At 71.8% G+C, this 23,753-nt stretch carries 21 protein-coding genes and 1 tRNA gene; 10 read left to right on the top strand and 12 right to left on the bottom strand.

The window, feature by feature from the left end; translation table 11 throughout:
* Positions 1-49 precede the first annotated feature (49 nt).
* Positions 50-1,423, top strand: coding sequence for a MocR-like pyridoxine biosynthesis transcription factor PdxR (gene pdxR / locus ACWCSU_RS18710; protein WP_449936256.1), 1,374 nt, complete (start codon positions 50-52; stop codon positions 1,421-1,423).
* 12 nt (positions 1,424-1,435) lie between these two features.
* On the opposite strand, the gene ACWCSU_RS18705 is transcribed toward pdxR, so the two are convergent.
* Entirely contained in the window at positions 1,436-1,954 is a 519-nt protein-coding gene (locus ACWCSU_RS18705) for a universal stress protein (protein ID WP_357693261.1), read from the bottom strand.
* Between the two features lie 111 nt (positions 1,955-2,065).
* On the opposite strand from ACWCSU_RS18705, the gene ACWCSU_RS18700 reads away from it, so the two are divergent.
* From ACWCSU_RS18700 to ACWCSU_RS18690, 3 genes are read left to right on the top strand one after another with little or no spacing between them, the layout of a single operon-like run.
* A complete protein-coding gene (locus ACWCSU_RS18700; RefSeq protein WP_449936255.1) occupies positions 2,066-5,263 on the top strand; it encodes a BTAD domain-containing putative transcriptional regulator in 3,198 nt (1,065 codons plus the stop codon).
* Between the two features lie 35 nt (positions 5,264-5,298).
* The gene (locus ACWCSU_RS18695; protein ID WP_185844989.1) at positions 5,299-5,460 is read left to right on the top strand and encodes a hypothetical protein; all 162 of its coding nucleotides are present in this window, start codon (positions 5,299-5,301) and stop codon (positions 5,458-5,460) included.
* A 49-nt stretch (positions 5,461-5,509) separates the two neighbouring features.
* Positions 5,510-8,104, top strand: a complete 2,595-nt coding sequence (locus ACWCSU_RS18690; protein WP_449936253.1) for a LuxR C-terminal-related transcriptional regulator — start codon at positions 5,510-5,512, stop codon at positions 8,102-8,104.
* Positions 8,105-8,116: 12 nt separating this feature from the next.
* Here the strand turns inward: ACWCSU_RS18690 and ACWCSU_RS18685 are convergent, their stop codons facing one another.
* Complete coding sequence (locus tag ACWCSU_RS18685) at positions 8,117-8,827, bottom strand: hypothetical protein (protein WP_357693267.1); 711 nt, start codon at positions 8,825-8,827, stop codon at positions 8,117-8,119.
* Positions 8,828-8,962: 135 nt separating this feature from the next.
* On the opposite strand from ACWCSU_RS18685, the gene ACWCSU_RS18680 reads away from it, so the two are divergent.
* The gene (locus ACWCSU_RS18680) at positions 8,963-10,342 is read left to right on the top strand and encodes an MFS transporter (RefSeq protein ID WP_449936251.1); all 1,380 of its coding nucleotides are present in this window, start codon (positions 8,963-8,965) and stop codon (positions 10,340-10,342) included.
* Positions 10,343-10,359: 17 nt separating this feature from the next.
* Here ACWCSU_RS18680 and ACWCSU_RS18675 read toward each other — a convergent pair whose 3' ends face one another.
* Positions 10,360-11,688 carry an aminotransferase class I/II-fold pyridoxal phosphate-dependent enzyme gene (locus ACWCSU_RS18675; protein ID WP_449936248.1) on the bottom strand — a complete coding sequence of 443 codons (1,329 nt, stop codon included), beginning with the start codon at positions 11,686-11,688 and terminating at the stop codon, positions 10,360-10,362.
* Between the two features lie 46 nt (positions 11,689-11,734).
* Here ACWCSU_RS18675 and ACWCSU_RS18670 point away from each other — a divergent pair, with 46 nt between their 5' ends.
* Positions 11,735-12,358, top strand: a complete 624-nt coding sequence (locus ACWCSU_RS18670) for an FMN-binding negative transcriptional regulator (protein ID WP_449936247.1) — start codon at positions 11,735-11,737, stop codon at positions 12,356-12,358.
* Between the two features lie 255 nt (positions 12,359-12,613).
* Positions 12,614-13,090, top strand: coding sequence for a GbsR/MarR family transcriptional regulator (locus ACWCSU_RS18665; protein WP_364083521.1), 477 nt, complete (start codon positions 12,614-12,616; stop codon positions 13,088-13,090).
* Here ACWCSU_RS18665 and ACWCSU_RS18660 read toward each other — a convergent pair.
* Complete coding sequence (locus tag ACWCSU_RS18660; RefSeq protein WP_357693278.1) at positions 13,087-13,311, bottom strand: helix-turn-helix transcriptional regulator; 225 nt, start codon at positions 13,309-13,311, stop codon at positions 13,087-13,089. The genes ACWCSU_RS18665 and ACWCSU_RS18660 overlap by 4 nt on opposite strands.
* Before the next feature lie 2 nt (positions 13,312-13,313).
* Positions 13,314-13,733 carry a hypothetical protein gene (locus tag ACWCSU_RS18655; RefSeq protein WP_364083524.1) on the bottom strand — a complete coding sequence of 140 codons (420 nt, stop codon included), beginning with the start codon at positions 13,731-13,733 and terminating at the stop codon, positions 13,314-13,316.
* 207 nt (positions 13,734-13,940) lie between these two features.
* Between ACWCSU_RS18655 and ACWCSU_RS18650 the strand changes: the two genes are divergently transcribed.
* Positions 13,941-14,267, top strand: coding sequence for a CU044_2847 family protein (locus tag ACWCSU_RS18650; RefSeq protein WP_449936244.1), 327 nt, complete (start codon positions 13,941-13,943; stop codon positions 14,265-14,267).
* An 18-nt stretch (positions 14,268-14,285) separates the two neighbouring features.
* Here the strand turns inward: ACWCSU_RS18650 and ACWCSU_RS18645 are convergent, their stop codons facing one another.
* Complete coding sequence (locus ACWCSU_RS18645; protein WP_449936242.1) at positions 14,286-14,675, bottom strand: YybH family protein; 390 nt, start codon at positions 14,673-14,675, stop codon at positions 14,286-14,288.
* Between the two features lie 74 nt (positions 14,676-14,749).
* Entirely contained in the window at positions 14,750-15,322 is a 573-nt protein-coding gene (locus ACWCSU_RS18640; RefSeq protein WP_449936240.1) for a TetR/AcrR family transcriptional regulator, read from the bottom strand.
* Between the two features lie 89 nt (positions 15,323-15,411).
* Here ACWCSU_RS18640 and ACWCSU_RS18635 point away from each other — a divergent pair, with 89 nt between their 5' ends.
* The gene (locus ACWCSU_RS18635) at positions 15,412-15,783 is read left to right on the top strand and encodes a DUF4267 domain-containing protein (protein WP_357693287.1); all 372 of its coding nucleotides are present in this window, start codon (positions 15,412-15,414) and stop codon (positions 15,781-15,783) included.
* Between the two features lie 16 nt (positions 15,784-15,799).
* Here the strand turns inward: ACWCSU_RS18635 and ACWCSU_RS18630 are convergent, their stop codons facing one another.
* A complete protein-coding gene (locus ACWCSU_RS18630) occupies positions 15,800-16,078 on the bottom strand; it encodes a hypothetical protein (protein WP_449936238.1) in 279 nt (92 codons plus the stop codon).
* 409 nt (positions 16,079-16,487) lie between these two features.
* On the opposite strand from ACWCSU_RS18630, the gene ACWCSU_RS18625 reads away from it, so the two are divergent.
* Positions 16,488-17,672, top strand: coding sequence for a DUF11 domain-containing protein (locus tag ACWCSU_RS18625; RefSeq protein ID WP_449936236.1), 1,185 nt, complete (start codon positions 16,488-16,490; stop codon positions 17,670-17,672).
* A gap of 547 nt (positions 17,673-18,219) precedes the next feature.
* Here the strand turns inward: ACWCSU_RS18625 and ACWCSU_RS18620 are convergent.
* The 4 genes from ACWCSU_RS18620 to gyrB all read right to left on the bottom strand — a co-directional run bounded on the left by ACWCSU_RS18620 (position 18,220) and on the right by gyrB (position 23,538).
* A tRNA-Ile gene (locus tag ACWCSU_RS18620) sits at positions 18,220-18,293 on the bottom strand.
* Positions 18,294-18,426: 133 nt separating this feature from the next.
* Positions 18,427-19,077, bottom strand: coding sequence for a DUF3566 domain-containing protein (locus ACWCSU_RS18615; RefSeq protein ID WP_449936235.1), 651 nt, complete (start codon positions 19,075-19,077; stop codon positions 18,427-18,429).
* Positions 19,078-19,080: 3 nt separating this feature from the next.
* Positions 19,081-21,579 (bottom strand): DNA gyrase subunit A, encoded by a 2,499-nt coding sequence (gene gyrA / locus ACWCSU_RS18610; RefSeq protein ID WP_357693297.1) that lies wholly within the window; start codon positions 21,577-21,579, stop codon positions 19,081-19,083.
* A gap of 15 nt (positions 21,580-21,594) precedes the next feature.
* A complete protein-coding gene (gene gyrB, locus ACWCSU_RS18605; protein WP_357693299.1) occupies positions 21,595-23,538 on the bottom strand; it encodes a DNA topoisomerase (ATP-hydrolyzing) subunit B in 1,944 nt (647 codons plus the stop codon).
* Positions 23,539-23,753 lie beyond the last annotated feature (215 nt).

The raw sequence follows: 23,753 nt of genomic DNA, 5'->3' as shown, positions 1-23,753 counted from the left end.
CTCTTGTCCCGATATAAGCTCCAATTTCCGCCAAGTTGATTGGGCCAAATTGGACGTTCACATCAGCCTCCAAGGGCGCGGTGACCTGGCCGCACAGGTCTACCGGCAACTGCTCGACGCCATCCTCGACGGGCGGCTGCGCTCGGGCGAGCGGCTGCCGCCGACCAGGGAGCTGGCCCGCCGGCTGGAGATCTCCAGGAACACGGTGGGGGTGGCCTACGACCGGCTGGTGGCCGACGGCTTCCTGATCGGCCGGGCGGGGGCGGGCACGTTCGTGTCGGCCGAGCCGGTGCGCGGGCGGGCCGCGCCCAAGGGGGTGGTCAGGCCGCGCGCGTTCTGGCGGGAGCTCGGCGCGCCCGTCCAGGAGCCGCCCGCCCGGTACGACTTCCGCGTCGGCGTGCCGGACGCGCGGCTGTTCCCGATGGAGACCTGGCGCAGGCTGGTGGCCGGGGAGCTGCGGGTGGGCCTGGCGACGTACGCCGATCCGTCCGGCTATGAGCCTCTACGTGAGGCTATTTCCCGGCATATCGGCATCAGTCGGTCGGTTCATGCGGGGCCCGACGACGTCCTGATCACCAACGGCGCGCAGCAGGCCCTCGACCTCGTCGGACGCGTGCTGATCGAGCCCGGCACGACCGTCGCCGTCGAGGAGCCCGGCTACCCGCCCGCCCGCCGCCTGTTCGGCTCGCTCGGTGCCCGCGTGGTCGGCGTGCCCGTGGACGCCGAGGGCCTGGACGTGTCGGCCATCCCCCGCTCGGCGAGCCTCGTCTACGTCACGCCCTCGCACCAGTTCCCGCTGGGCACGCCCATGTCGCTGGCCCGCCGCGCCGCCCTGCTCGCCTGGGCGGAACGCCGCGCCGCCGTCGTGATCGAGGACGACTACGACAGCGAGTTCCGCTTCGGCGAACGTCCGCTGGAACCCCTCCAGAGCCTCGACCGGGCGGGCCGGGTCATCTACGTGGGCTCGTTCTCCAAGACCCTGCTCCCCATGCTCAGGCTCGGCTTCCTCGTCGCCCCCGCCTCGCTCGGCCCGGCCCTGCGCGCCGCGCGGCAGCTCTCCGACTGGCACGGCGACGTGCCCACGCAGGCCGCGCTGGCCCGCTTCATCGACGAGGGCCTGCTGGCCAGGCACATCAGGAAGGCGACCCGCGTGTACGCCGCCCGGCACGACCTGGTCACCAGGACGCTGGCCGGGGACGATCGGCTGCGGCTGATCCCGTCCGCGGCGGGGTTGCACGTGTGCGCCCGGCTGGCCCCGGGCGTGTCGCTGCGTCCCGCGCCGGACGTGGCCGGCGAGCAGCTCGACGCGTACTGCGGCGAGAGCCCGGCGCAGCGGGGCCTGGTCCTGGGCTACGGCGCGATCGGCCCGCACGACATCGGGCCGGGCCTGCGCCTGCTCACCGACAGCCTGACCGGCCCGTAGAGCCGGACGCCGTCAGTAGTGCCGGCGGCTCCAGAACCGCCGCGCCCGCTCCCCCGACAGCTCCGGATCGTCCGGCGGCGACGGCTGCTGCACGATGACGACGGTCGTCTTGGCGTGGCGGGCGCAGTACATGCTGGTGGAGGGCAGCAGGATCCGGCTCAGCAGCCTGCGCCTGCCCCGGCCGAGCACCAGCAGGTCGCCCTCGCGGGCCAGGTCGACGAGATGGTAGCCGGGGTCGCCGACCTTGCTGACCGTCGCCACGCGCAGGTCGTCGGGCATGCCGCCGGCGACGTCCTCGAACACGCCCGTGATCACCTCCGCGCAGCGGGTCTCCTCGCCCTGACGGATCGCGTGCTGCACGGGCAGCGCCTCGGGGAAGGGATGGACGGGCGCGCGACTGACGTGAACGGCCACCAGAGCCATCCGGTGCAGCCTGGCCGCGCCGATGGCCCAGGCGAGTGCCCAGCGCGAGGCCGGGGACTCGTCCACCCCCACGATCAGCCTCACACCGCCAGGCAGATCCTGTTCCACGGTGCCTCCTGGAAATGAAGTACGACCATAGTGCGCCAACCGGCCAGTTACCGGGAGGTGGCACTTTGCGAACTCTGGAGTCCTTCGCGAACCCGGGCGTAGCATGCGGGGGTGGAACGCGGGTGGGTGCAACCCCGTCCCGCCCTCGACCGGCGGCTCGACGGGGCGCTTACGCACAGGCTCACCACGCTCGTGGCCTCTACAGGCTACGGGAAGTCGATCGCGCTCGCCGGTTGGAGCCACGCCGTCGGCGCGGTGCTGCACCTGCTCGGGCCCGCCGACCGCGACCTGCCGACGCTGGCGGGCTCGGTGGCGTCGGCGCTGGCCGAGGCCGTCCCGGGGCTGCCCCCAGAGCTGCTGGCCGCGGCCGGCGCGCCGCTCGGGCCCGGCGCCGACGAGCTGTCCAGGGCCGCCGCGCTGGCGGGCGCGCTGGCCGAGGCACTGGCCCGGCGGCTGACCAGAGGGCTCGCGCTGGTCTTCGACGGCGTCGACGCGATCACCGGCGCGCCCGGCTCGGTGCGTTACGTCGAGACGCTGGTCCGCGCCGCGCCCCGGCACCTCCACCTGGTCACCGCCTCGCGGGCGCCGCTGCCGTTCCCGACGGCCCGGCTGCGCCAGGACCACGAGGTGCTCGACCTCGACGCCACCGACCTCGCGCTCACCCCGTCCGAGACCGCCGCCTGGGCCCGCGAGCGGCTGGGCGAGCAGGGCGCGGGCATCGCCGCCAGGGTGCACGAGGCCTGCGCGGGCTGGCCCGCCGCCGTCCAGGCCGCCCTCGACACGCTGGCCCGCGAGGAGCCGGCGGGCTGGCCGCGCACCGCGGCGAGCCTGACCGCCGGCTCGGCCACGCTCGGACACCTGACGCTCGCCGCGTTCAAGGACCTGCCGCAGGGCATGCGCGAGCTGCTGCGCGCGGCGACCGTCCTGCCGGTGCTGACCGCCGGTCTGTCCGCCACGCTCGGCGCACCGCCCGACACGCTCGCGGCCCTGACCAGCCGCGGCCTGTTCATCGAGGCCGACCAGGACGGCCACCGGCTGACCGCCACCAGCAGGCACGTCCTGGCCAGGCACGCCCCGCTCGACCGGCACGAGGCCCACGACGTGGCCGCGGTCGCCGCCCGCTGGTACGTCGAGCACGACCAGCCCGAGCTGGCCCTGCGCGCAGCGGTCGCGACCGCCCACCCCGAGCTCGCCGCGTCGTTGCTCAACTCCCACGGCCCCCGCCTGGCCGAACGCGGTGACGTGATCGCGGCGCTCGACCTGCTGCCCGAGCAGGCCAGGAGCTCCCCGCCGATGCTCAGGCTGGCCGGCATCGCCGAGCAGAACCGCGGCCACTGGACCCGCGCCCACGACCTGCTGGCCCGGGTGGCGGGCAGCCCCGCCTTCGACGCGTTCGTGGCCAGGCGGCTCGGCTTCATCGACCACCTGCGCGGCGACCTCGACGCCGCCATGGCCATGTACGCCAAAGGCCACGCGTACGGCTCGCCGCCCGCCGACGCCGCCATGTGCGCCGCCTCCATGGCCTCGGTGCTGTGGCTGAAGGGCGACCGGGCGGGCTGTGCCGAGCTGGCCGACCAGGCGCTGGAGCAGGCCGGCGGCCTCGGCGACCCGGGCGCGCTGGCGATGGCCAACACGGTGCTGGCCATGCTGGCCGCGCTCGACGGCGACCGCCGCGCCAACGACGCCTACTACCTGCGCGCCCTGGAGTACGCCGAACGCGCCGGCGACATCGTCCAGCTCATCAGGATCCGGGCCAACCGGGCCTCCCGCCATCTCGACGAGGGCGCCTACGCCGAGGCGCTGGCCGAGACGGAGGCCGCCGGCCGGCTGTGCGACCTGGTGTCGTTCGCGCCGTACGCCGCGCTCAACGTGGCGAACCGGGCCAAGGCGCTGGTCGGGCTCGGCCGGCTGGAGGAGTCGGCGATCGACGCCGCCGACGCGGTGGCCAGGTGGGAGGCGATGGGTTCCCGGCTGGTCAGCGTCGGGCTGGTCAGGCTGGGCGAGATCCACGGCCTGCGCGGCGACCGCGGCCAAGCGGCCGCCGTCTACCGCCGGGTGATCGCCGAGACCGGCCCGCTGGGCGAGGTGCAGACCCGCTCAAATGCGCTCAACGCGCTGGCCGAGCTGCTCGCCGAGGACGAACCCGAGGAGGCCGCCAAGGTGGCCGAGCAGGCGCTCGTGCACGCCGGTGGCATCGCCGGGGTCACCGCGCGGGTGGCGGCGGCGCACGTGGCCGTGGCCGCCGGACGCCGTGAGGAGGCCGTCCGGCTGCTCGACGAGACCGAGCCGGTCGCCGTGGAGCGCAGGGACCACGCGGCCCAGGCCGTGATCTGCGAGCTGCGCGCCCGGCTCGACGGCGATCCGGCGCAGGCCGACGAGGCGGTGCGCAGGTGGGCGGCGCTCGGCGACCCGATCGGGCGGGCCAGGGCCGAGCTGGTGCGGGCGGCCCTGGCCGACCCGGTGAGCGGGGGCGAGGTGGCCGTACGCGTGCGCGAGCGGATGCACGCGATCGGCTGCCGGGCGCTCGACGACCGGATCGACGGACTGATCGCCCGCGCGGCGCCCGTGCCGGGGGCGACGGTGGTGATCGAGACCATGGGAACGTTCCGGGTGCTGCGCGGCGCGGTGCCGGTCCCGCGTACGGCCTGGCAGTCGCGCAAGGCCCGCGACCTGCTGAAGATCCTGGTCAGCCGCCGGGGCGGCGCGATCAGCAGGGAACGGCTCGTGGAGATCCTCTGGCCCGGCCAGGCGGACGACACGGTCGGGCTGCGGCGGCTCAACGTCATGGTCTCCACGCTGCGCGCGGTGCTCGACCCGGCCCACGAGCGGCCCGCCGACGACCTGGTGGTCTCCGAGGAGGGCGCGCTGCGCCTGGACCTGGCGCACGCCGACGTCGACGTGGAGCGCTTCCTCGACCTGGCGGCCGGAGCCGTACGGCTGGAGCAGACCGGCCGGACGGCCGAGGCGCTGGAGCTGTGGACGGCGGCCGAGAGCGCGTACGGCGGCGAGTTCTGCGAGGAGGACCCCTACGCCGACTGGGCCGTGGGCCTGCGCGAACAGGCGAGGCTGGCCTACGTGCAGGCCGCCGCCAGGCTGGCCGCGGCGCGCACCCGCGAGCGGCGCTACGACGAGGCCGCCCGCCACTGGCTGCGCCTGCTGGAGCGCGACGGCTACGACGAACGCGCCCACCTGGGCCTGGTACGCGTGCTCGACCTGGCGGGACGGCGCGGCGACGCCCGCAGGCGCTACCACCTGTACGCCGAGCGCATGCGCGAGCTGGAGGTCGAGCCCGCGCCCTACCCCACCTGAACCAGACCTGAACCGTCCGGGGAGATGGTGCTCCGATGAGGACGGTCATCGTACGGCTGGTCGAGCCCGAGCAATCCGGCGGCCAGCTCCGCGGGCTGCTCGAAGAGGTGGGGGGCGAGCCGGTGCCGTTCAGCGGTGCCGACGCCGTGATCACCCTGCTGCTGAACGCGGCCGGCCTGAACCGCGATCCCGCCTGAACCTCGCGCGAACCTCGGCTCGCCACCATCTGTGGTGAGAGGAGGCACGATGAGCGAGCAGCTGGGGAGCGGATGGCCGTTCGTCGGGCGAGGGGGATCGATCGCGACCGTGCGCGAGGCGCTGCGGTCGGGAGCCGGCGTGATGATCGCCGGTGAGGCGGGCGTCGGCAAGAGCAGGCTGGCCGCGCAGGCGCTGGCCGGGCTCGACGGGTACGAGGTCGTGCGCGTGCTGGGCACGGAGACCGCGTCGATGATCCCGTTCGGGGCGTTCGCCCACGTACTGACGGGTCCGCCGCACGGTGGCGAGAACCTGCTGCGCTGGGCCGCGCGGCACCTGCGCAGGGGAGGCAGGGGAGAAGGAGAACTGCTGGTGAGCGTGGACGACGCCCACCGGCTCGACGCGGCCTCGGCCGCGCTGGTGCACCACCTGGCGGCAGGTGGGGAGGCCAGGGTGCTGGTCACGGTGCGGACGGGCGGCCCGCTGCCCGCGCCGGTGGTCGCGCTGTGGAAGGACGAGCTGCTGACCAGGATCGAGCTGCCGCCGCTCGGCCAGGACGAGGTCGGCCAGGTGCTGGCGGGCGCGCTCGGCGGCGAGGTGGCGGCGGGGACCGTACGGCGTCTGGCGGACGTCACCGGCGGGAACGTGCTCTACCTGCGCGAGGTCGTGCACGCCGGGCGGACGTCCGGCTGCCTGGCCGAGAGCGGCGGCGAGTGGCGCTGGCGGGGCGAGCTGTCGATGACGACCCGGCTGCGCGAGCTGGTCGGCGCCCGCATCGGCCACCTGGACCAGGACGAGCGGGAGGTGCTGGAGCTGGTGGCGTTCGGTGAGCCGGTGGGCGCCGAGCTGCTGGTCACGCTGACCTCGTCACGCGCGGTCGAGCGGGTCGAGGCCCGCGGCCTGGTCGCCGTCGCCGGCGACGGCAGGCGCGAGCAGGTACGCCTCGGCCACCCCCTGTACGGCGAGGTGGTCCGCGGCGACTGCGGCACGTTACGGGCCAGGCGGCGGCTGCGGACGCTGGCCGAGGCCCTGGAGGCCAGCGGCCTGCGGCGACGCGAGGACGAACTGCGCGCGGCCGTCTGGCGGCTGGACAGCGGGTCGGCCGCCGCGCCCGAGATGTTGTTGTCGGCCGCGGACCTGGCCTGGGCCAGGCGTGACCCACGGCTGGCGGCCCGGCTGGCCAGGGCCGCGATCGAGGCGGGCGCGGGCGTGGCGGCCGTCGCGCTGCTCGGCCAGGTGCTGATGGTGCTGGGCGACCCGGACGCCGCTCTGACGGCGCTGCGGCAGGCGGCCAGGAACGCCGTCACCGAGGGCGAGCGCGCGCAGCACGCCTTCAGCCTGGGCATGAACCTCGCCTGGGCGGGCGCGGACGCCGAGGCGTGCCGGGTGCTCGACCTGGCGGCCGAGGCGCTGACCGATCCGGCCTGGCGGCAGGAGGCGCACATCTACCGGGGCGTCGCCGACTTCTTCGCCGGGCGGCTGACCGGGGCCGCCGGGTCGCTGGCGCGGGCGCGCGCGTGCGAGCCGATGACCGTGCGCGGCGCGGCGCACGCGACCGGGCTGGAGGCGTGGATCGACGCCTACTCGGGCCGTGCGGTACGTGCGCTCGCCGTGGTCGAGCGGGCGCTCACGACCATGGACGACTGGGACGACGACGCCCCGCACGCGCTGCCGACCCTGCTGGACGCGCGCTGCGCCGCCCAGGTGTTCTCCGCCCGGCTGGACGAGGCCGAGCGGACGGCCGCGGAGGGCATGGAGCCGGCGGCGGCCGAACCGGCGGTGTCGGGGTTCGGGGCGTACCGGGCGATGGTCGGCAGACTGCGCGGCGACGCGGCCGGCGCGGCCCGCTGGGCCAGGGAGGACGCGGCCCGGCTGCCGGCGCGGACGCCGTACCGGGGGCGGTGCCTGGCCGAGCTGGCTCATGCGCGGGCGTTGCTGGGGGAGACGGCGGCGGCTCGGGCCGTGCTGGCCGAGGCCGAGGAGTCAGCCTCGCGGTGGGCGTTCACCCGGCAGCCGGTGCTCCAGGCGGCGGTCTGGGTGGCGGCCTCGGCGGGCGACCTGGACGAGGCGGTGAGCCTGTGCCTGTCGGCCGCCGGGCTGGCCGAGCAGCACGAGCAGTTCGGGCAGCTGATGTTCGCGCTGCACGACCTGGTGCGGCTCGGCGCGCCCGCCCTGGCGGCCCGGCGGTTGGCCGCGCTCGCCGAACGCGTGGACGGACCGCTGGCCGGGCTGTTCGCCCGGCACGCGCGGGCCGCCGGCGACCCCGCCGAGCTGCGGGACGTCGCCGCCGAGTTCGAGCGGCTCGGCCTGATCCTGTACGCCGCCGAGGCCCTCGCCCAGGAGTCGGCGGCCCACCGCCGGGACGGCCGGGGCACGCTGGCCAAGGGGGCGCAGACCAGGGCGTGGGCGCTGGCCAGGCGGTGCCCGGGGGTCTCGACGCCCGCGCTGGTCGAGCTGGCCACGCCGGAGCTCACGCCGCGCCAGCGGGAGATCGTCAAGCTGGCGGCGGCCGGGCTGACGAACCGGCAGATCGCCGACCGGCTGACGCTGTCCACCCGGACGGCGGCCAACCATCTCCAGGCGGCCTACGAGAAACTGGGCGTCAACGACCGCACCCAGGTGGGCCGCCTCCTGGCTGCGCTGTAACCGAGGGCAGCCTCAGACGAGGCCCAGGAGGCCGTCGTACAGGGCCTGGCGGTCGGCGGCCGTCATGGCCTCGTACGGCGCGGCGGCCCGCCGGTTCGTGTCCGCCTCGATCGTGTCCCGCAGCGGTCCGTCCCTCAGGGCGACGATCCCGGCCGCGGTCAGCCCGGCCGCGCGCCAGGATTCGGCGTGCGCGTCCGCCCGGTGGTAGCGCAGCACCGCGAGCCGGTTGAACAGCAGCAACCCGGCGGGGGCGCCGTCCGGCTCGTACGGCGGCGCCATCACCTCCAGGGCGCCGCCCGGCACGCGTACGGCCCGGTCGAGCACGCCGCCCGCCGACGCGGCGAGAGCGGTCACGTCATGGCCCGCCCAGACGCGGCCGGCCGCCTCGGCGTGCGCGGCGTACAGGCCGTCCACGAACGCCCGGCCCTGGGCCGTCAGCCGCAGCGCCCCGTCGGCGTCCCGTTCGAGCGCCCCTTCGCGCACGTGGACGTCGACGCCTTCGGTCACGTCGCCGTACCGGTGGACGGCGGCGAGCGCGGCCGTGGTCACCGGGCGCAGGGGCAGCACGAAGCGCAGGTCGTTGAGCAGCCCGGCGGTCAGGCCGGAGCGTTCGACCAGGTCAAGGAGGGCTCTGCCGGCGGCGGCGTGCACGTTGACGTGTGCGGCGTCGATGACGGGCGCGATCGCCGCCGCAAACTCCCCCAGGCCCTGAAATTTCGGCATTGAGCGTCATTATGACGCTGATTCCGTAGCTCATCAGCAGGAAACCATAAGCGCCCGCCTCCAGGGTGAGGTCAACCGTCCGGCGCCCGCCGGTGTTCTCCCACCGCCCGGTTCCTCCCTCCCCTGGAGTCCCTGATGTCCCTCCGTCCTCGCTGGGCGGCCCTGCCCGTGCTGCTGGTCGCGGTGTTCATGACCACGCTCGACTTCTTCGTCGCGAACGTGGCCATGCCCTCGATCCGCGCCGACCTGCGCGCGGGGGACGCGGCGAGCCAGTTCGTGATCGCCGGGTACGGGCTGGCGTACGCGGCGGCCCTGATCGTCTCGGGACGGCTCGGCGACCTCTACGGGCCGCGCCGCCTCTTCGCCGCCGGGTTGGCCCTGTTCACGCTCGCCTCGGCGGCCTGCGGCGGCGCGCCGGACACCGCCGCGCTCGTGCTCGCCCGGGTGGCGCAGGGCGTCGCGGCGGCGCTGCTCGCCCCGCAGGTCCTCACGCTGGTCGGGACGCTGTTCCCGGGCGCGGACCGGGCCAGGGCGTTCGGCTGGTACGGCACGGTGGTGGGTCTGGCCGGGATGAGCGGCCAGGTCGTCGGCGGGCTGCTGGTGGCCGCCGATCCCCTCGGGCTCGGCTGGCGGGCGTGCTTCCTGGTCAACGTGCCGATCGGGCTGGCGGCGCTGGCGCTGACCAGGCGGCTGGTCCCCGGCGTCGCGGGGGCCGGGGCGCGCGCCGGGCTGGACCTGGCGGGGGCGGCGCTGGTCGCGGCGGGGCTGGTGGGCGTCGTGCTGCCGCTGGTCCAGGGGCGCGAGGAGGGCTGGCCTCAGTGGACGTGGCCGTGCCTGGGCGGCGCGGCGCTCACGCTGGCGGCGTTCGTCCGGCGGCAGCGGCGGCTGGCGGCGACCGGCCGGGAGCCGCTGCTGGACCTGGAGGTGTTCCGCGAGAAGGGGTTCGCGACCGGGCTGGCGGCGGTCGCGCTGCTGTTCGGCACCTCGGCGGGCCTGTCGTTCGTGCTCGCCCTCCACCTCCAGGACGGGCTCGGCCTCGGTCCCCTGGCCGCCGGGGCGGTATGCACCGCGCTGAACGTCGGCTTCTTCCTGGCCTCGCCGCGCTCGGCCCGGGTGCCGCGCCCGGTCGGCCCGCTGGCGCTGCTGCTGGGGCTCGGGCTGCTCTACCAGGCGGGGGAGTCGCCGTACCTGGTGGCGGGCGCGTTGCTGGTGGCGGGCGCGGGGATGGGCCTGCTCATGTCGCCGCTGCTCTCCTCGGTCCTCGCGTCCGTACGCCGGGAGCGCGCGGGCGCGGCGGCCGGGGTGCTGGGGACGGTCCAGGAGACCGGCGGCGTGCTCGGCGGCACGATCACCGGCGCGGTGTTCTTCGGCTCCCTGGACGCCGGCTGGCCCGCGGCCACCAGGGCGGCCCTGCTCGTGCTCATCGTGGGCGCCCTGGGCGTGCTGGCCCATTCGGCACGCCGCCCGCGGTGTCCCGAGCCGGCCCCGGCGATGTCCCTGGAACCGCACCGCTGACCACAGGGCCCGTGACGTCAGCCGTACCGGCCGGTCGTGGGCGGACGGAGGGCGACGGCCAGGTCGTCGGCGAGGCGCGGAAGTTCGTCGGGCCCGAGCGTGGAGACCGTCAGGCGCAGCGCGGGCGGCGTCCGAACGCGGTTGCGGGCGCCGGGCGCGGCGGCCCAGCCGAGCGCCAGCAGCCGGGTGACCGCGGTGGTCTCGTCGGCGACCGGGACCCAGACGTTGAGCCCGCTGCGGCCGTGCGCCCGTACGCCACGCGCGGCCAGCGCCTCGACCAGGCCGTCCCGGCGTCCGGCGTAGGCGGCGGCGACGGCCGCGGTGTCCACGGCCTGCGCGCGCCACAGGTGGGCGACCGCGCGTTGCAGCAGATGGCTGACCCAGCCCGCGGCCAGCCGCTGCCGTCCGCGCAGCCGGCCGAGCGTGACGGGATCGCCCGTGACCAGCGCCAGCCGCAGGTCAGGGCCGAACGCCTTGGCCGTCGAGCGGGTGAGCAGCCAGCGGGTCGTCACGCCGGCCAGGGGATGGAGGGGGAGGTCCACCAGGCTCGCCCCGTGGTCGTCCTCGATCAGCACCACGTCGGGCCGGGTGTCCAGCAGGGCACGCAGGTCCGCGGCCCGCGACGCGGTGACGGCCGCGCCGGTGGGGTTCTGGGCGCGGGCCGTGATCACCACCGCTCGTACGCCCGCCCGCAACGCCCGGTCGAGCTCGTCCGGCAGCGGGCCCTCGTCGTCCAGCCGCATGGGGACCGGCCGCAGCCCCAGGGCGGCGACCAGGTCGAGCAGGGCCGTCCAGCCCGGGTCCTCGACGCCGATCGGATCGCCGGGACGAAGGTGGGCGATCAGGACGCGTTCCACGGCGTCGAGGGTGCCCGAGGTGATCGCCAGCGGCGCGGCCGGCACGCCGTCGGCACGCAGGCGGGCGGCGGCCAGCGAGAGGAGCTCCTCGTCGTCGCCCGTGCCGTACATGGCCGGACGCTGCTCGTGCGCCCTGGCCGCGGCGGCGAGCGCGTCGTGCAGCGGCGGCAGCAGAGCCGGGTCCGGATTGCCGTGGGACAGGTCGCGCGCGCCCGGCGGCACCTCGATGCGGATCTCCTCGCGGGTCGTGGTGGCCGGACGCGGCCTGACCCGGGTTCCGCGCCGGCCCGCGGTCTCGACGACCCCGCGCTCCCGCAACAGCCGGTACGCCGCCGCGGCGGTGTTCGGACTGACCCCGGCCATGGCGGCCACCTCGCGCACGGGCGGCAGGTGCGTACCGGGGAGGAGCAGCCCGGCGGACACGGCGGCCTCGACGCCCGCCGCGATCTCGCTGGCCGTCCCCCCAACGATCGTGTATGTTCCTGACACAAAAAACATTATGTACTAATACAAACCTCGACGGGAGGGTTTTCACGTGCTCATCCATCCTTGGGACGCGGCACGCGACGACGACGAGTGGCGGGCCTGGCTGGCCACCCGCGACTTCGGCCAGCTCGCCGCCAACGGCCACGACGGCGGCCCGCCCGTGGTCGTCCCCACCCACTTCCTCTTCGACGGCGGCACGGAGGTGCTGCTCCACCTGGCCAGGCCCAACCCCGTGTGGGCGGCGATCGAGCGCGATCCGCTGGTCCTGCTGAGCGTGCACGACGACTACGCCTACATCCCCGGCGGCTGGCGGAAGGGCGACCCCGAGACCGGCGTGCCCACCAGCTATTACGCCTCCGTCCAGCTCACCTGCCGGGCCGAGACGGTGGACGACCCCGAGGCCAAGGCGGAGATCCTGCGCCGCCAGCTCGCCCACTTCCAGCCCGACGGCGCCCACGGCGTCGTGGCGGCCGGCGAGGGCCCGTACCACCGGCAGTTGCCCGGTCTGCGCGGGCTGCGCCTGGCGGTGGTGGAGGTGCGCGCCAAGTTCAAGTACGACGGCCACTACCCTGCCGAGGCCCGCGAACGGGTGGCCGCCCTGCTGGCCGAACGCGACCGGCCGGGCGACGCCGGAGCCAGGGAGCAGCAGCTCAGGAGGATGGCAGGGCGCTGAAGCAGGTGCGCAGCATGCGGATGAGGGCCCGCTTCTCCCGGTGGGTGACGGTCAGCCCGTAGTGGTGCTTCACCGTGATCCAGGCCCTCACCCCGCGCCCGGACGACTGAGGTCGGCTCGGGCAGGACCAGGGGGAGCAGCAGCATGACAGCGATCACGGATTCAGCATGAGCAGCCTGCCGTCGCCACTCCCGGTATTTGACAGCTCGCGAAGAGTGATGTCGGCTGGGATCGCGACGCAAGGGGAGGTCTTACATGGAGGCGCCGGACGGCCCCGGCCGGGAGCAGGTGCTCGACTGGGTCGAGCGGGTGGCGGACTTCGTCTCCGAGGAGTGGGGTCTGGCTCCGATCACCGGCCGCGTCCTGGGCTGGCTCATGGTCTGCGACCCGCCCGCGCAGGCCGCGTCCGACATCGCCGACGCCATCGGCGCGAGCCGCGCGTCGCTGACGACGACCATGCAGCTCCTGACGTCGATCCGGCTCGTCCACAAGCTCCGCAGACCGGGGGAGCGCAACGTCTTCTACCGGATCGAGGACGACGCCTGGTCGAAGGTGCTGCGCCAGAAGCTGGCCGCGTTCACGGCGTTCGACGCGCTGGCCGAGGAGGGCCTGCGACTCGGCTGGACGGACGAGGCCCAGACCGCCCGCATCCGCTCCGCGCACGACTCCATCGCGGCCGTCGCCGCTGCTCTCGACAGCCTGTGGAAAACCGACGCGCCTGTGGATAACTAGCCTTCGGGGTCCGGATACTGGAAGACGTCGTCCAGAGGCACCCGGAACACCCTGGCGATCTGAAAGGCCACCTCAAGAGAGGGTGAATAGCGGCCCTGCTCGATGGCGATGACGGTCTGCCGCGTGACGCCGATCCGCTGGGCCAGTTCGGCCTGTGTCATCTCGCCGTGCGTGAACCGCAGAGTCCTGATGGAATTGGTGACCTTGGTCGGCTTGCCCATCCCTACAGGCCCCTCCGATAGGCGATGAGCCTCAGCGGGGTGGCTACCAGGGCGGACAGGACGAGTGCCGCGTAGATGGCGTTGGCGATCCAGAAGTGGTCGGCTTCCGCCATGGTCAGACCAAGGGGGACCATCATGGAGACCCCTAGGACAACGCCCCCGACATGTTGGGCGGAACGGTTGATTTCCCTGTCTCGCACGTCGCTCTGGTGACTCTCGCTGGGCTTCACGATCTCGACCACGATACGGCCCGCGATCGACAGGCCGATGCTTATGCCGATCGCCCACACCATCGGCGCGACGTAGGGGACGGCGCTGAGCGGACCGCCGCCGGCCCGGCCCAGGATGACGATGACGTAGGCCACGTAGGTGCCCACCGTCGCCACGAGATAGACCCAGGCACCCTTTTCCTCGTACGACATCACAAGAAGGGAATGTAAAACGCTCTGTACATCATGTCAATGATTTCAGACTTCTCCACTGCTGTGGACAACCGTCCCCATCCTGTGGATAACTTTCCGCCGGAGAGCCCCTCCACAGGCCGCCGGTAGCACCGCCGCGGCGAAAGAGCCACCGCCGGGCGGACCCGTCCAGCATGCTTGCTCTTGTCCCAGGACAGGAGGCCCACCGTGCGCTACTTCCTTGAGGTTCCCCTCGACGACGGCGGCACCGTGCTCGTGGAGGTCGACGAGCGGCCCGGCGACGAGCCGCTCCCCGCCGGACGGGCGCGCGCGGCCGTCGAACGCATGCCCGAGACGCTGGGCGCGGGGCTCCAGCGCGTCCAGGCCTTCGCCACCGACGTCCTGCGCCGCATGCGATCATGCCCGGAGCCGCCGGACGTGATCGCGGTGGAGTTCGGGATGAAGCTCACCGCCAAGGCCGGCGTGGTCGTCGCCGAGTCGACGGGCGAGGCGCACCTCAAGGTCACCGCAGAATGGCACAAGCCGAACAGCTGACCGTTCGGCAGGCCCTGTTCACGGCTTGACGGCGGTGCCCTGTGCCGAGACGAGCCGCCAGCTCCCGTCGCCCCCGGACGCGTACACGTGCGTGTACCGGCTCCCGGCGCTGAACGTGCTGCCATCGGGGTTCGTGAAGTTCATCCCAGTACGCCCCACGACGATCCCCACCTGCCCGATGACCCGCACGATCGCCTCGTCCGGGAACGAATCAATCTTCGGGAACCGAAGGCTTCCAGAAGCCACCAGATCGAGCAGGACGCCCTTCCCGGCGACCGCCCCGTCCTCGACCCCCACCAGGACGAAGTCGTCCGTCAGCAGGTCGTTCAGGCGGTCGTGGTCGTTGGCCACCAGGGCGTCGAAGAAGCTCTGGTCCAGGTCGAGCAGGGTGGTGCGGGACGTGCTCATGGGTGTGGTCGTCCGTTCCGGTCGATGGGCGGGCGACGAGGGTAATCGTTGACGCCAGTGACAAGGTCAAACCGTCAGGCCACGAACCGCCTCAGCAGCAGCTCAAGCCGGCGGTCGTGCTGCTCCCGCGGCAGCCGCTTGCCCCTCGTGAGCGTGACCAGCCCGTGCAGCGCGGCCCAGAAGGTCTCGGCGAGCAGGGGCAGGTCCTCCTCACCGGCGTGCGGGCGAAGCCCCTCCACCAGCTCGCCGAACGCCGCATGCAGGGCCGCGGGAGCCTGCGGCGTCGCGAACGGCAGATCGACGCTCAAGCTGAAGATGACGTCGTAGAGCGCCGGACGCCGCTCGGCGAACGCCGTGTAGGCCGCGCCGACGGCCGCGAGCGCACTGCCGGCATCGGGAGCCGCGGTGCGGGCCTCGCGCAGCTCCTCCGCGAGGACGGCGCATCCCTCGACGGCGACGGCCGCCATGATCGCGCCCTTGCCCTTGAAATGGCTGTAGAGCACCGGCTGGCTGTACTCGATGCGCTCGGCCAGCCGCCGCGTGGTCACCGCCTCCCAGCCCTCGGCCTCGGCCAGCTCGCAGGCGACGGTGATGATCAGTTTCTCGCGTTCCGCACGCTCGCGCTCCCGGCGCGCCTGGATCGTCATGCTCTCGATTCTAGCACCGCTAGCGCATCTGTCATCGTTCTGCTAGCGTCATCCTCGTTCCTAGCACCGCTAGCTTTCTGGAGACGGACATGCTCACCACCATTGCCTACGGCCTCGCCATCGTCCTCAACCTGATGGTCCTGTTGATCGGCGCCCGCTTCCTGTTCGTCCCGCGCGCCGCCGCCGCCGGCTACGGCGTCCCCGCCAAGCAGGACGGTGACAGCGCCTACCTGACCATCAAGGGCCTGCGCGACGGCGCGTACGGGCTGCTCGGCCTGGCCCTGCTGGCCTTCGCCGGCGCCCAGGCGGAGGCCTGGTACATGCTGATCGTCGCGCTGCTGCCCCTGGGCGACACCCTGATCGTGCTCCGCAATGGGGGCACTAAGGCGGTCGCGTTCGGCGTGCACTTCGCGACCGCCGTCGCCGTCCTCGTGAGCGCCGCCCTGCTCTTCGCCGTGTGACCCGGCGATCCCGGAGCTACCCCGCCGTCGCCGTCCGTACGTCCCGCTCGATCTCCCGCCGGGACGTGCGCAGCGGCGAGCACCACATGACCACCGGACCAGCCAGCATCCCGGCCGAGAACACGACAAGCGTCCCGCGCATGCCGATCCCGCCGGCCAGCGCTCCCGCGAGGACCGCGCCGACCGGCGTGGCCGCCCAGGTGAGCCAGCGGGACGTGGCCGCCAGCCGGCCCTGCATCTCCTTGGGCGTCAGAAGCTGCCGCAGGCTGCGCTGGGTGCTCTGGAAGACGCGCAATCGCCCCGGCCGCCGGCCCGCCGGCCATGCTCACCCCGAACACCAGGCCGGTGGCCAGGCCCGACCAGCCGAGCTCCCGCACCACGTAGTTGACCTCCAGCGCGCTCAGCCCGGCGATGCGGCGTGGCGTAACCGGTACAGGTCGCGCCCAGCGGGTGGTGTGCAGGTCGGGATGCGTTGAGGTGTGACGACATAGGGCGGCTCGTTGCCTTGAGCCGGATAGATCGTGACCGGGCTGAACTTAAAGTTACTAACCGTGATATTCACTAACCCTAAGTGGCTGCCATGGATAGCGGGAGCCACAATGACCACGGCGCTGGCACTTGCGCCGACCGTCGCGCAGGCGGCGCAAGGCAGCCAGACATTCGGCTACACCGGAGCTCCGCAGACATTCACAGTCCCAGAAGGAGTGTGCGAGCTGATCGTGGACGCCTTCGGCGCCGCGGGCGGCACCGCCGTCTACGGATCTCCCGGCGGGCGAGGCGGTGAGGTCAGCGGCACCGTACGGGTCAATCCGGGAGACGAGCTGACGATCGACGTCGGCGGCGCGGGCACAGGCGGGAACCTCGACACCGGCGAACCCGCGGCAGGGGGCTACGGCGGAGGCGGCCGGCCCGGCGGGTACCAGGAGGACCTCAGGCCCGGCAACGGCACCAACGGCGGTGGCGGGGGCGGCGCGACGACGATCACCCTCGGCACGCAGCCGCTCGTCATCGCCGGCGGCGGTGGCGGCGGCGCCGGCAGCTTCGCCGGTGGAACGGATGGCCAAGGCGGCGACGGCGGCCAGAACGGCACCAACGGCGCCACTCCGAACCAGCCCGGCGCCGGCGCCGGCGGCTCCTCGGGCGGCAACGGCGGCGCAGGCGGCCCCGGCGGGCAGCCCGTGGCTGACTTCGATCTTCCCGGCCTTCCCGGCGGGGACGCTCAAGGACGCACCGGCGGGAACGGCGCCGTCAACCTCGCCGACCCGCACATGGGCACGGGCGGCGGCGGCGGTGGTGGCGCGCAAGGCGGCGGCGCCGGCGGCTCCTCCTCCAGCAGCACCATGTACGGTGGCGGCGGTGGCGGAGGGTCGAGCCTCGGCCCCGCCGGAGTCACCTACAACACCGGCGTCCGCGAGGGCAACGGCGAGGTCACCCTCTCCTACGACACCGAGTCGTGCGGCGTCCCGCCCACGCCGGAGCCGTGTCCCAAGGAGAAACTGCGGGTGGACAAGACCGCCGACCGGACCAAGGTCTCCGTCGGCGACCAGGTGCACTATCGCATCCGTGTCACCAACACCTGCGACAGGACCTTCCTCAACGCCACCGTCACCGACGACCTGACCGACGTGCTCGACAACGGCTCACTCACGGGACCGATCCGAGCCACGACGGGAACCGTCCAGCGCTCCGGCGACACCCTGGTCTGGACCGGCGATCTGAGCCCGGGGCAGACGGCCACGATCACCTACACGGTGATCGCCGACAGGCCCGGTTTCCTGCGCAACATGGTCTCCTGGCACTGCAAATCGTCCGAAGCCCTCATGAACTGTACCGACAGCACCATCGTGAAGGTCTTCCACAAATCACCACACAAACCCCGACCCTGGTAACTGACCCACGTCCCAAGGGGGTCCAGGCGTGGCCTGAGGCCCCCTTGGGGTATTCCATCGTGCACTCAGGCCATCATGTGCAGCCCCGGCGTTCGGGACGCCGTCACCGTCGGGGCGAGGAGGAACTCCGCAGAAATCAGCGATACCGACGCGTCAATCCATGTCGATGACGGTAAATGACAGTCGAGTTCCTGTCCGACGATCAAGCGGCGGACTACGGACGGTTCGCCCCGAGCAGGGCAGGAGGGAGTTCATCCCGCTGGATGGGACCGACCAGACTCCGCGCGAGGGCAGGACGGGCGGGCGCCGCTCGCCGCTCGCCGGTCGAGCGATCAAACTCCACGCTCGCGGAGTTCATCCGCTCTGTTCCTTGATGAAGTCGTTCAACCGGTCATCATTTCAACCTTGCCCGGAAATTCGGCTGATGTCGATGTGGATTGACCCCTGTCACCTGATGACAGACGCTCCTGATGACAGATTGATGGCGAACAATCAAAAGACCGTTTCCCGATCTCCGGGAAACGGCCTCTGAATGGAGAAAGCACTGTGGGGCTACCAGGACTTGAACCTGGGACCTCTTCCTTATCAGGGAAGCGCTCTAACCGTCTGAGCTATAGCCCCGCACACCGAACCGTATCGCATTCGCCTGATGGAGGCGAACCGGTTGTTCGGACGAGAAAAGCTTACCGTGTCCGACGGGCTGCTCGTGCCGTACCAGCCATCCCGGTACGGCACGAGCCCCCGCCCGAACCTGCTATTCGGCCTCGCTGAACGTCACCTCAACGCCCCCGACCAGGTCGGACGCGATGTTGTAGATGACCGCGCCCAGCGTGGACAGAGCGGTGATCAGCACCACGTTCACGGCGCCGATCAGCGCGGTGTAGCCGAGGATCCGCACCGGCTCGAACCACGAGGCGATGTTGATCGGGATCGAGCTCTGTCCCTGCTCGCCCTTGCCGAGCTGGTTGACCAGGTCGACGAGCGAGTCGAACACTCCCAGAGCCGACAGCACGCCGTAAAGGACGGCGACTGCCACGAAGAGCACCACGAAGCAGACCAGGGACACCACGAAGCTGAACTTCATGGCCGACCACGGCTCGATGCGGCGCAGCACCAGGTGTGCCTTGCGGGGAAGCCTGGACCCCGCGTTGTTCGACGACTTCTTCTTGGGCACCTCGACGGCCGGAGGCGCCTCGGAGGTGAGCGACGGACGGAGGCGCACCGTCTCGTTGCCCTCCGCCTGCGGCTCGTCCTTGGAACGAGGCTGAGCAGCGGCGCCCGGCCTGGGCGTCTTGTCCTGCTCGCCGTCGACCGAATTGAAGATTTCCGGCTCGTTGGACTTCTTCGGCTGCTGTCCGTTACCCGACGCCGCCTGGGCTCTGGCGGTGCCACCCTGGGCGCTCATGATTTACTCTCCTCCCCCGTCTTCCTCATTCTCCACCGGAGTCTCCATCGACTCCGCGTTCCGGGCGAGGGCAACCACGCTGTCGCCTTCGGCGAGGTTCATCAATCGCACTCCCATGGTCTGGCGGCCGGACTGCTTGATCTCGCCGGCACTCGTCCGGATCACCCCGCCGGCGGACGTGATCGCGAAGACCTCGTCCTCTGGGTTGACCATGACGGCTCCGACCAGCTTGCCACGGGAACTCACGATCTTCGCAGTCAGCACGCCCCTACCGCCACGTCCTTGAACTGGATACTGCTCCACTGGCGTCCGTTTTGCGTACCCAGCCTTCGTGGCGATAAGCACGTCTTGACCGTCGGCCATGCGATTCATGGCGAGAAGTTCGTCTCCTTCGAGGAACCTCATGCCGATGACGCCGCTGGTCGCGCGGCCCATGGGCCGCAGCGCCTCGTCGGAGGCGGTGAACCTGATCGACTGCGCGCCCTTGGAGACGAGCAGCAGATCGTCGGTCTCGGAGACCAGGCGGGCGCCGATGACCTCGTCGTCCTCGCGCAGGTTGATCGCGATCAGACCGCCCGACCTGGGGGAGTCGTACTCGGACAGGCGCGTCTTCTTCACCAGGCCGCTGCGCGTGGCCAGCACCAGGTAGGGGGCGACGTCGTAGTCGCGGAGGTCGAGAACTTCCATGACTGTTTCGTCGGGCTGCATGGCCAAAAGGTTCGCGAGATGCATGCCACGGGCGTCACGCCCGGCATCAGGCAGCTCGTACGCCTTGACCCGGTACACCCGGCCCTTGTTCGTGAAGAACAGCAGCCAGTGGTGCGTGGTGGTGACGAAGAAGTGGTCGACGATGTCGTCCTGGCGCAGCTGGGCGCCACGCACCCCCTTGCCGCCCCGCTTCTGCGCCCGGTAGAGGTCGGTACGGGTGCGCTTGGCGTAGCCGCCGCGGGTGATCGTGACGACGATCTCCTCCTCGGCGATGAGGTCTTCGATCGACATGTCGCCGTCGTAGGCGATGATCTCGGTCTTGCGCTCGTCGCCGAAGCGGTTGACGACCTCGGCCAGCTCGTCGCCGATGATCTCGCGCTGGCGGGCCTCACTGGCCAGGATCGAGTTGTACTCGGCGATCTGGGCCATCAGGGAGTCGTACTCGTCCTGGATGGACTGCCGCTCCAGGGCGGCCAGCTTGCGCAGCTGCATGTCCAGGATGGCCTGAGCCTGGACCTCGTCGATCTCCAGGAGCCCCATGAGGCCCTGCTGGGCGTGCGAGGCCGACTCCGAGGCCCGGATGAGGGCGATGACGTCGTCGAGCCGCTCAAGGGCCTTCAGCAGCCCGCGCAGGATGTGCGCGCGCTCCTCGGCCTTGCGCAGCAGGTAACGCGTCCTGCGGACGATGACCTCGACCTGGTGGGCCACGTAGTGGCGGATGAACTGGTCGAGCCGCAGCGTGCGCGGCACGCCGTCGACCAGCGCCAGCATGTTGGCGCCGAAGGTGTCCTGGAGCTGGGTGTGCTTGTACAGGTTGTTCAGCACGACCTTGGCGACCGCGTCGCGCTTGAGCACGATCACCAGACGCTGGCCGACCCGCGAGGAGCTCTCGTCGCGGACGTCGGCGATGCCCGTGAGCTTGCCCTCACGCACCAGCTCCGCGATCTTCAGCGCCAGGTTGTCCGGGTTGACCTGGTACGGCAGCTCGGTGACGACGAGCGCCTGCCGCCCCTTGTCCTCCTCGACCTCGACCACCGCGCGCATGGTGATCGAGCCGCGCCCGGTGCGGTACGCGTCCTCGATGCCCCGGCGCCCGACGATCAGCGCCCTGGTCGGGAAGTCGGGCCCCTTGACCAGTCTGATCGAGGCTTCCAGCAGCTCCTCGTCGTCGGCCTGCGGGTTCTCCAGGTACCACCGGACCGCGGCCGAGACCTCGCGCAGGTTGTGCGGCGGGATGTTGGTCGCCATGCCGACCGCGATACCGCCCGAACCGTTGACCAGCAGCTGCGGGAACCGCGCCGGCAGGACGTCGGGCTCCTGCGACTTGCCGTCGTAGTTGGGACGGAAGTCGACGGTGTCCTTGTCGATGTCGCGCAGCATCTCCATGGCGATGGGCGCGAGCTTGCACTCGGTGTACCGCATCGCGGCCGCCGGGTCGTTGCCCGGCGAGCCGAAGTTGCCCTGCCCGTCGACCAGGGGGTAGCGCAGCGACCACGGCTGGGCCAGGCGGACCAGCGCGTCGTAGATCGAGGTGTCGCCGTGCGGGTGGTAGGTGCCCATCACGTCACCGACGACGCGGGCGCACTTGAAGTAGCCGCGGTCGGGACGGTAGCCACCGTCGTACATCGCGTAGAGCACCCGCCGGTGCACCGGCTTGAGACCGTCGCGCACATCAGGCAGCGCCCTGGACACGATGACGGACATCGCGTAGTCCATGTAGCTGCGCTGCATCTCCGACTGGATGTCCACCGGCTCGATGCGCTCAGCCGGGGGAGTGGTGTTCACGTCCGTCACAGGTTCAGGTCCTTCTTAAACGTCGAGGAAGCGAACGTCGCGCGCGTTGCGGATGATGAAGTCACGCCGCGCCTCGACGTCCTCGCCCATGAGCACGCTGAACAGGTCGTCGGCCTGGGCCGCGTCGTCGAGCGTGACCAGGCGCAGCAGTCGCGTCGCCGGGTTCATGGTGGTCTCCCAGAGCTGGCCGGCGTTCATCTCGCCGAGGCCCTTGAAGCGCTGGACGTTGTCACGCGGGCGCGGGTCTGCCTTGCCCTGCGCGATGCCGTCGTTGATGACCGCGTCGCGCTCGGCGTCGGAGTAGGCGTAGGAGGCGTCCTCGCCCTTCCGGTCCCACTTGATCTTGTAGAGCGGCGGGCACGACAGGTAGACGTGCCCGGCCTCGATCAGCGGCCGCATGAACCTGAACAGCAGCGTCAGCAGCAGGGTGTTGATGTGCTGGCCGTCGACGTCGGCGTCGGCCATCAGGATCACCTTGTGGTAACGCAGCTTGGCGATGTCGAACTCGTCGTGCACGCCGGTGCCCAGAGCGGTGATGAGCGCCTGGACCTCGTTGTTCTTCAGGACCTTGTCGATCCGCGCCTTCTCCACGTTGAGGATCTTGCCGCGGATGGGCAGGATCGCCTGGAAGCGCGAGTCGCGGCCGCCCTTGGCGGAGCCGCCGGCCGAGTCGCCCTCGACGATGAACAGCTCGCACTTCTCCGGGTCGTTCCACTGGCAGTCGGCCAGCTTGCCGGGAAGGCCGCTGCCGGACTCCAGCAGCGACTTGCGCCTGGTCAGGTCGCGGGCCTGGCGGGCCGCTATGCGGGCGCGGCTGGCCTGCAGCGACTTGTTGATGACGTCCTTGGCCTCGCCGGGGTTGCGCTCGAACCAGTCGCGCAGATGGTCGTTGCAGGCCTTCTGCACGAACGACTTGGCCTCGGTGTTGCCCAGCTTGGTCTTGGTCTGGCCCTCGAACTGCGGGTCGGACAGCTTGACCGAGATGATCGCCGTCAGGCCCTCGCGGACGTCCTCGCCGGAGAGGTTGTCGTCCTTGCCCTCCTTGAGGAACTTCTGCTCGCGCGCGTAGCGGTTGACGATGGTCGTCAGCGCCGCGCGGAAGCCCTCCTCGTGGGTGCCGCCCTCAGCCGTGTTGATCATGTTGGCGAACGTGTAGACCGACTCCGAGTAGGAGTTGTTCCACTGCATGGCGATGTCGACCGCGATGCCGTCGCCCTCCTCCTCGAAGGAGATGATCGACGCGTGCGCCGCCTCCTTCTTGGCGTTGAGGTGCTTGACGAAGTCGGCCAGGCCGCCCTCGTAGTGGTATTCGACCGTCAGGGGCTCGCCGTTGACGTGGTCGGGCCGCTCGTCGGTGAACGTGATCGTCAGGCCCTTGTTGAGGAAGGCCGTCTCCTGGAACCGGCGCGAGAGCGTCTCGTAGTTCCAGGTGGTGGTCTCGAAGACGTCGGGATCGGGCCAGAACGTGATCGTCGTGCCGGTCTCGTCGGTCTCCTCGCCCTGGGCCAGCGGCGCGGTGGGCTTGGAGTGCTCGTAGCGCTGCCGCCAGAAGTGGCCGTTCTGCTTGACCTCGACGTCCATGGCGGTGGACAGCGCGTTGACGACGGCCGAGCCGACGCCGTGGAGGCCGCCGGAGACCGCGTAGGACTGGCTGTCGAACTTGCCGCCCGCGTGGAGCGTGGTCAGCACGACCTCGACGGCCGAGCGCTTCTCCACGGGGTGGATGCCCGTGGGGATGCCGCGGCCGTTGTCGATCACGCGCACGCCGCCATCGGCCAGCAGAGTGATGTCGATCCTGGAGGCGAAACCGGCCAGCGCCTCGTCCACCGCGTTGTCCACGATCTCGTAGACGAGGTGGTGCAGGCCGCGCTCACCGGTCGAGCCGATATACATACCCGGGCGTTTGCGAACCGCCTCAAGTCCTTCGAGTACGGTGATTGAGCTAGCGTCGTAGGACAACTGCGAAATCCTCCTGCCGCGGACACGCGGCGGGGGAGGCCATCAACCTGATGCTGCCCCTGCCGTGCCCGTCACCGTCGTGAGTGCCCCGATGCGCGGTCACCCGGGGGAGTCGGCTTGCTGCCGGGGTGACACGCAAGCGGACGTGTCCGGAATCCTTTTTCATTCTACCGCTTCCCGGAGCCCGTGGTGGCAATACACGCGCCTGTGATGCG

The organism is Nonomuraea sp. NPDC001699 (assembly GCF_053596455.1).
This window is presented reverse-complemented; position numbering and strand designations above follow the sequence as displayed.

Excerpts from the sequence above, each read along its gene's own strand:
- ACWCSU_RS18695 (WP_185844989.1), top strand. The coding sequence starts at position 5,299 with ATGAGGACGGTCATCGTACGGCTGGTCGAGCCCGAGCAATCCGGCGGC.
- ACWCSU_RS18690 (WP_449936253.1), top strand. The coding sequence starts at position 5,510 with ATGAGCGAGCAGCTGGGGAGCGGATGGCCGTTCGTCGGGCGAGGGGGA.
- ACWCSU_RS18685 (WP_357693267.1), bottom strand. The coding sequence starts at position 8,827 with ATGCCGAAATTTCAGGGCCTGGGGGAGTTTGCGGCGGCGATCGCGCCC.
- ACWCSU_RS18680 (WP_449936251.1), top strand. The coding sequence starts at position 8,963 with ATGTCCCTCCGTCCTCGCTGGGCGGCCCTGCCCGTGCTGCTGGTCGCG.
- ACWCSU_RS18665 (WP_364083521.1), top strand. The coding sequence starts at position 12,614 with ATGGAGGCGCCGGACGGCCCCGGCCGGGAGCAGGTGCTCGACTGGGTC.
- ACWCSU_RS18660 (WP_357693278.1), bottom strand. The coding sequence starts at position 13,311 with ATGGGCAAGCCGACCAAGGTCACCAATTCCATCAGGACTCTGCGGTTC.
- ACWCSU_RS18655 (WP_364083524.1), bottom strand. The coding sequence starts at position 13,733 with ATGTCGTACGAGGAAAAGGGTGCCTGGGTCTATCTCGTGGCGACGGTG.
- ACWCSU_RS18645 (WP_449936242.1), bottom strand. The coding sequence starts at position 14,675 with ATGAGCACGTCCCGCACCACCCTGCTCGACCTGGACCAGAGCTTCTTC.
- ACWCSU_RS18640 (WP_449936240.1), bottom strand. The coding sequence starts at position 15,322 with ATGACGATCCAGGCGCGCCGGGAGCGCGAGCGTGCGGAACGCGAGAAA.
- ACWCSU_RS18635 (WP_357693287.1), top strand. The coding sequence starts at position 15,412 with ATGCTCACCACCATTGCCTACGGCCTCGCCATCGTCCTCAACCTGATG.
- ACWCSU_RS18615 (WP_449936235.1), bottom strand. The coding sequence starts at position 19,077 with ATGAGCGCCCAGGGTGGCACCGCCAGAGCCCAGGCGGCGTCGGGTAAC.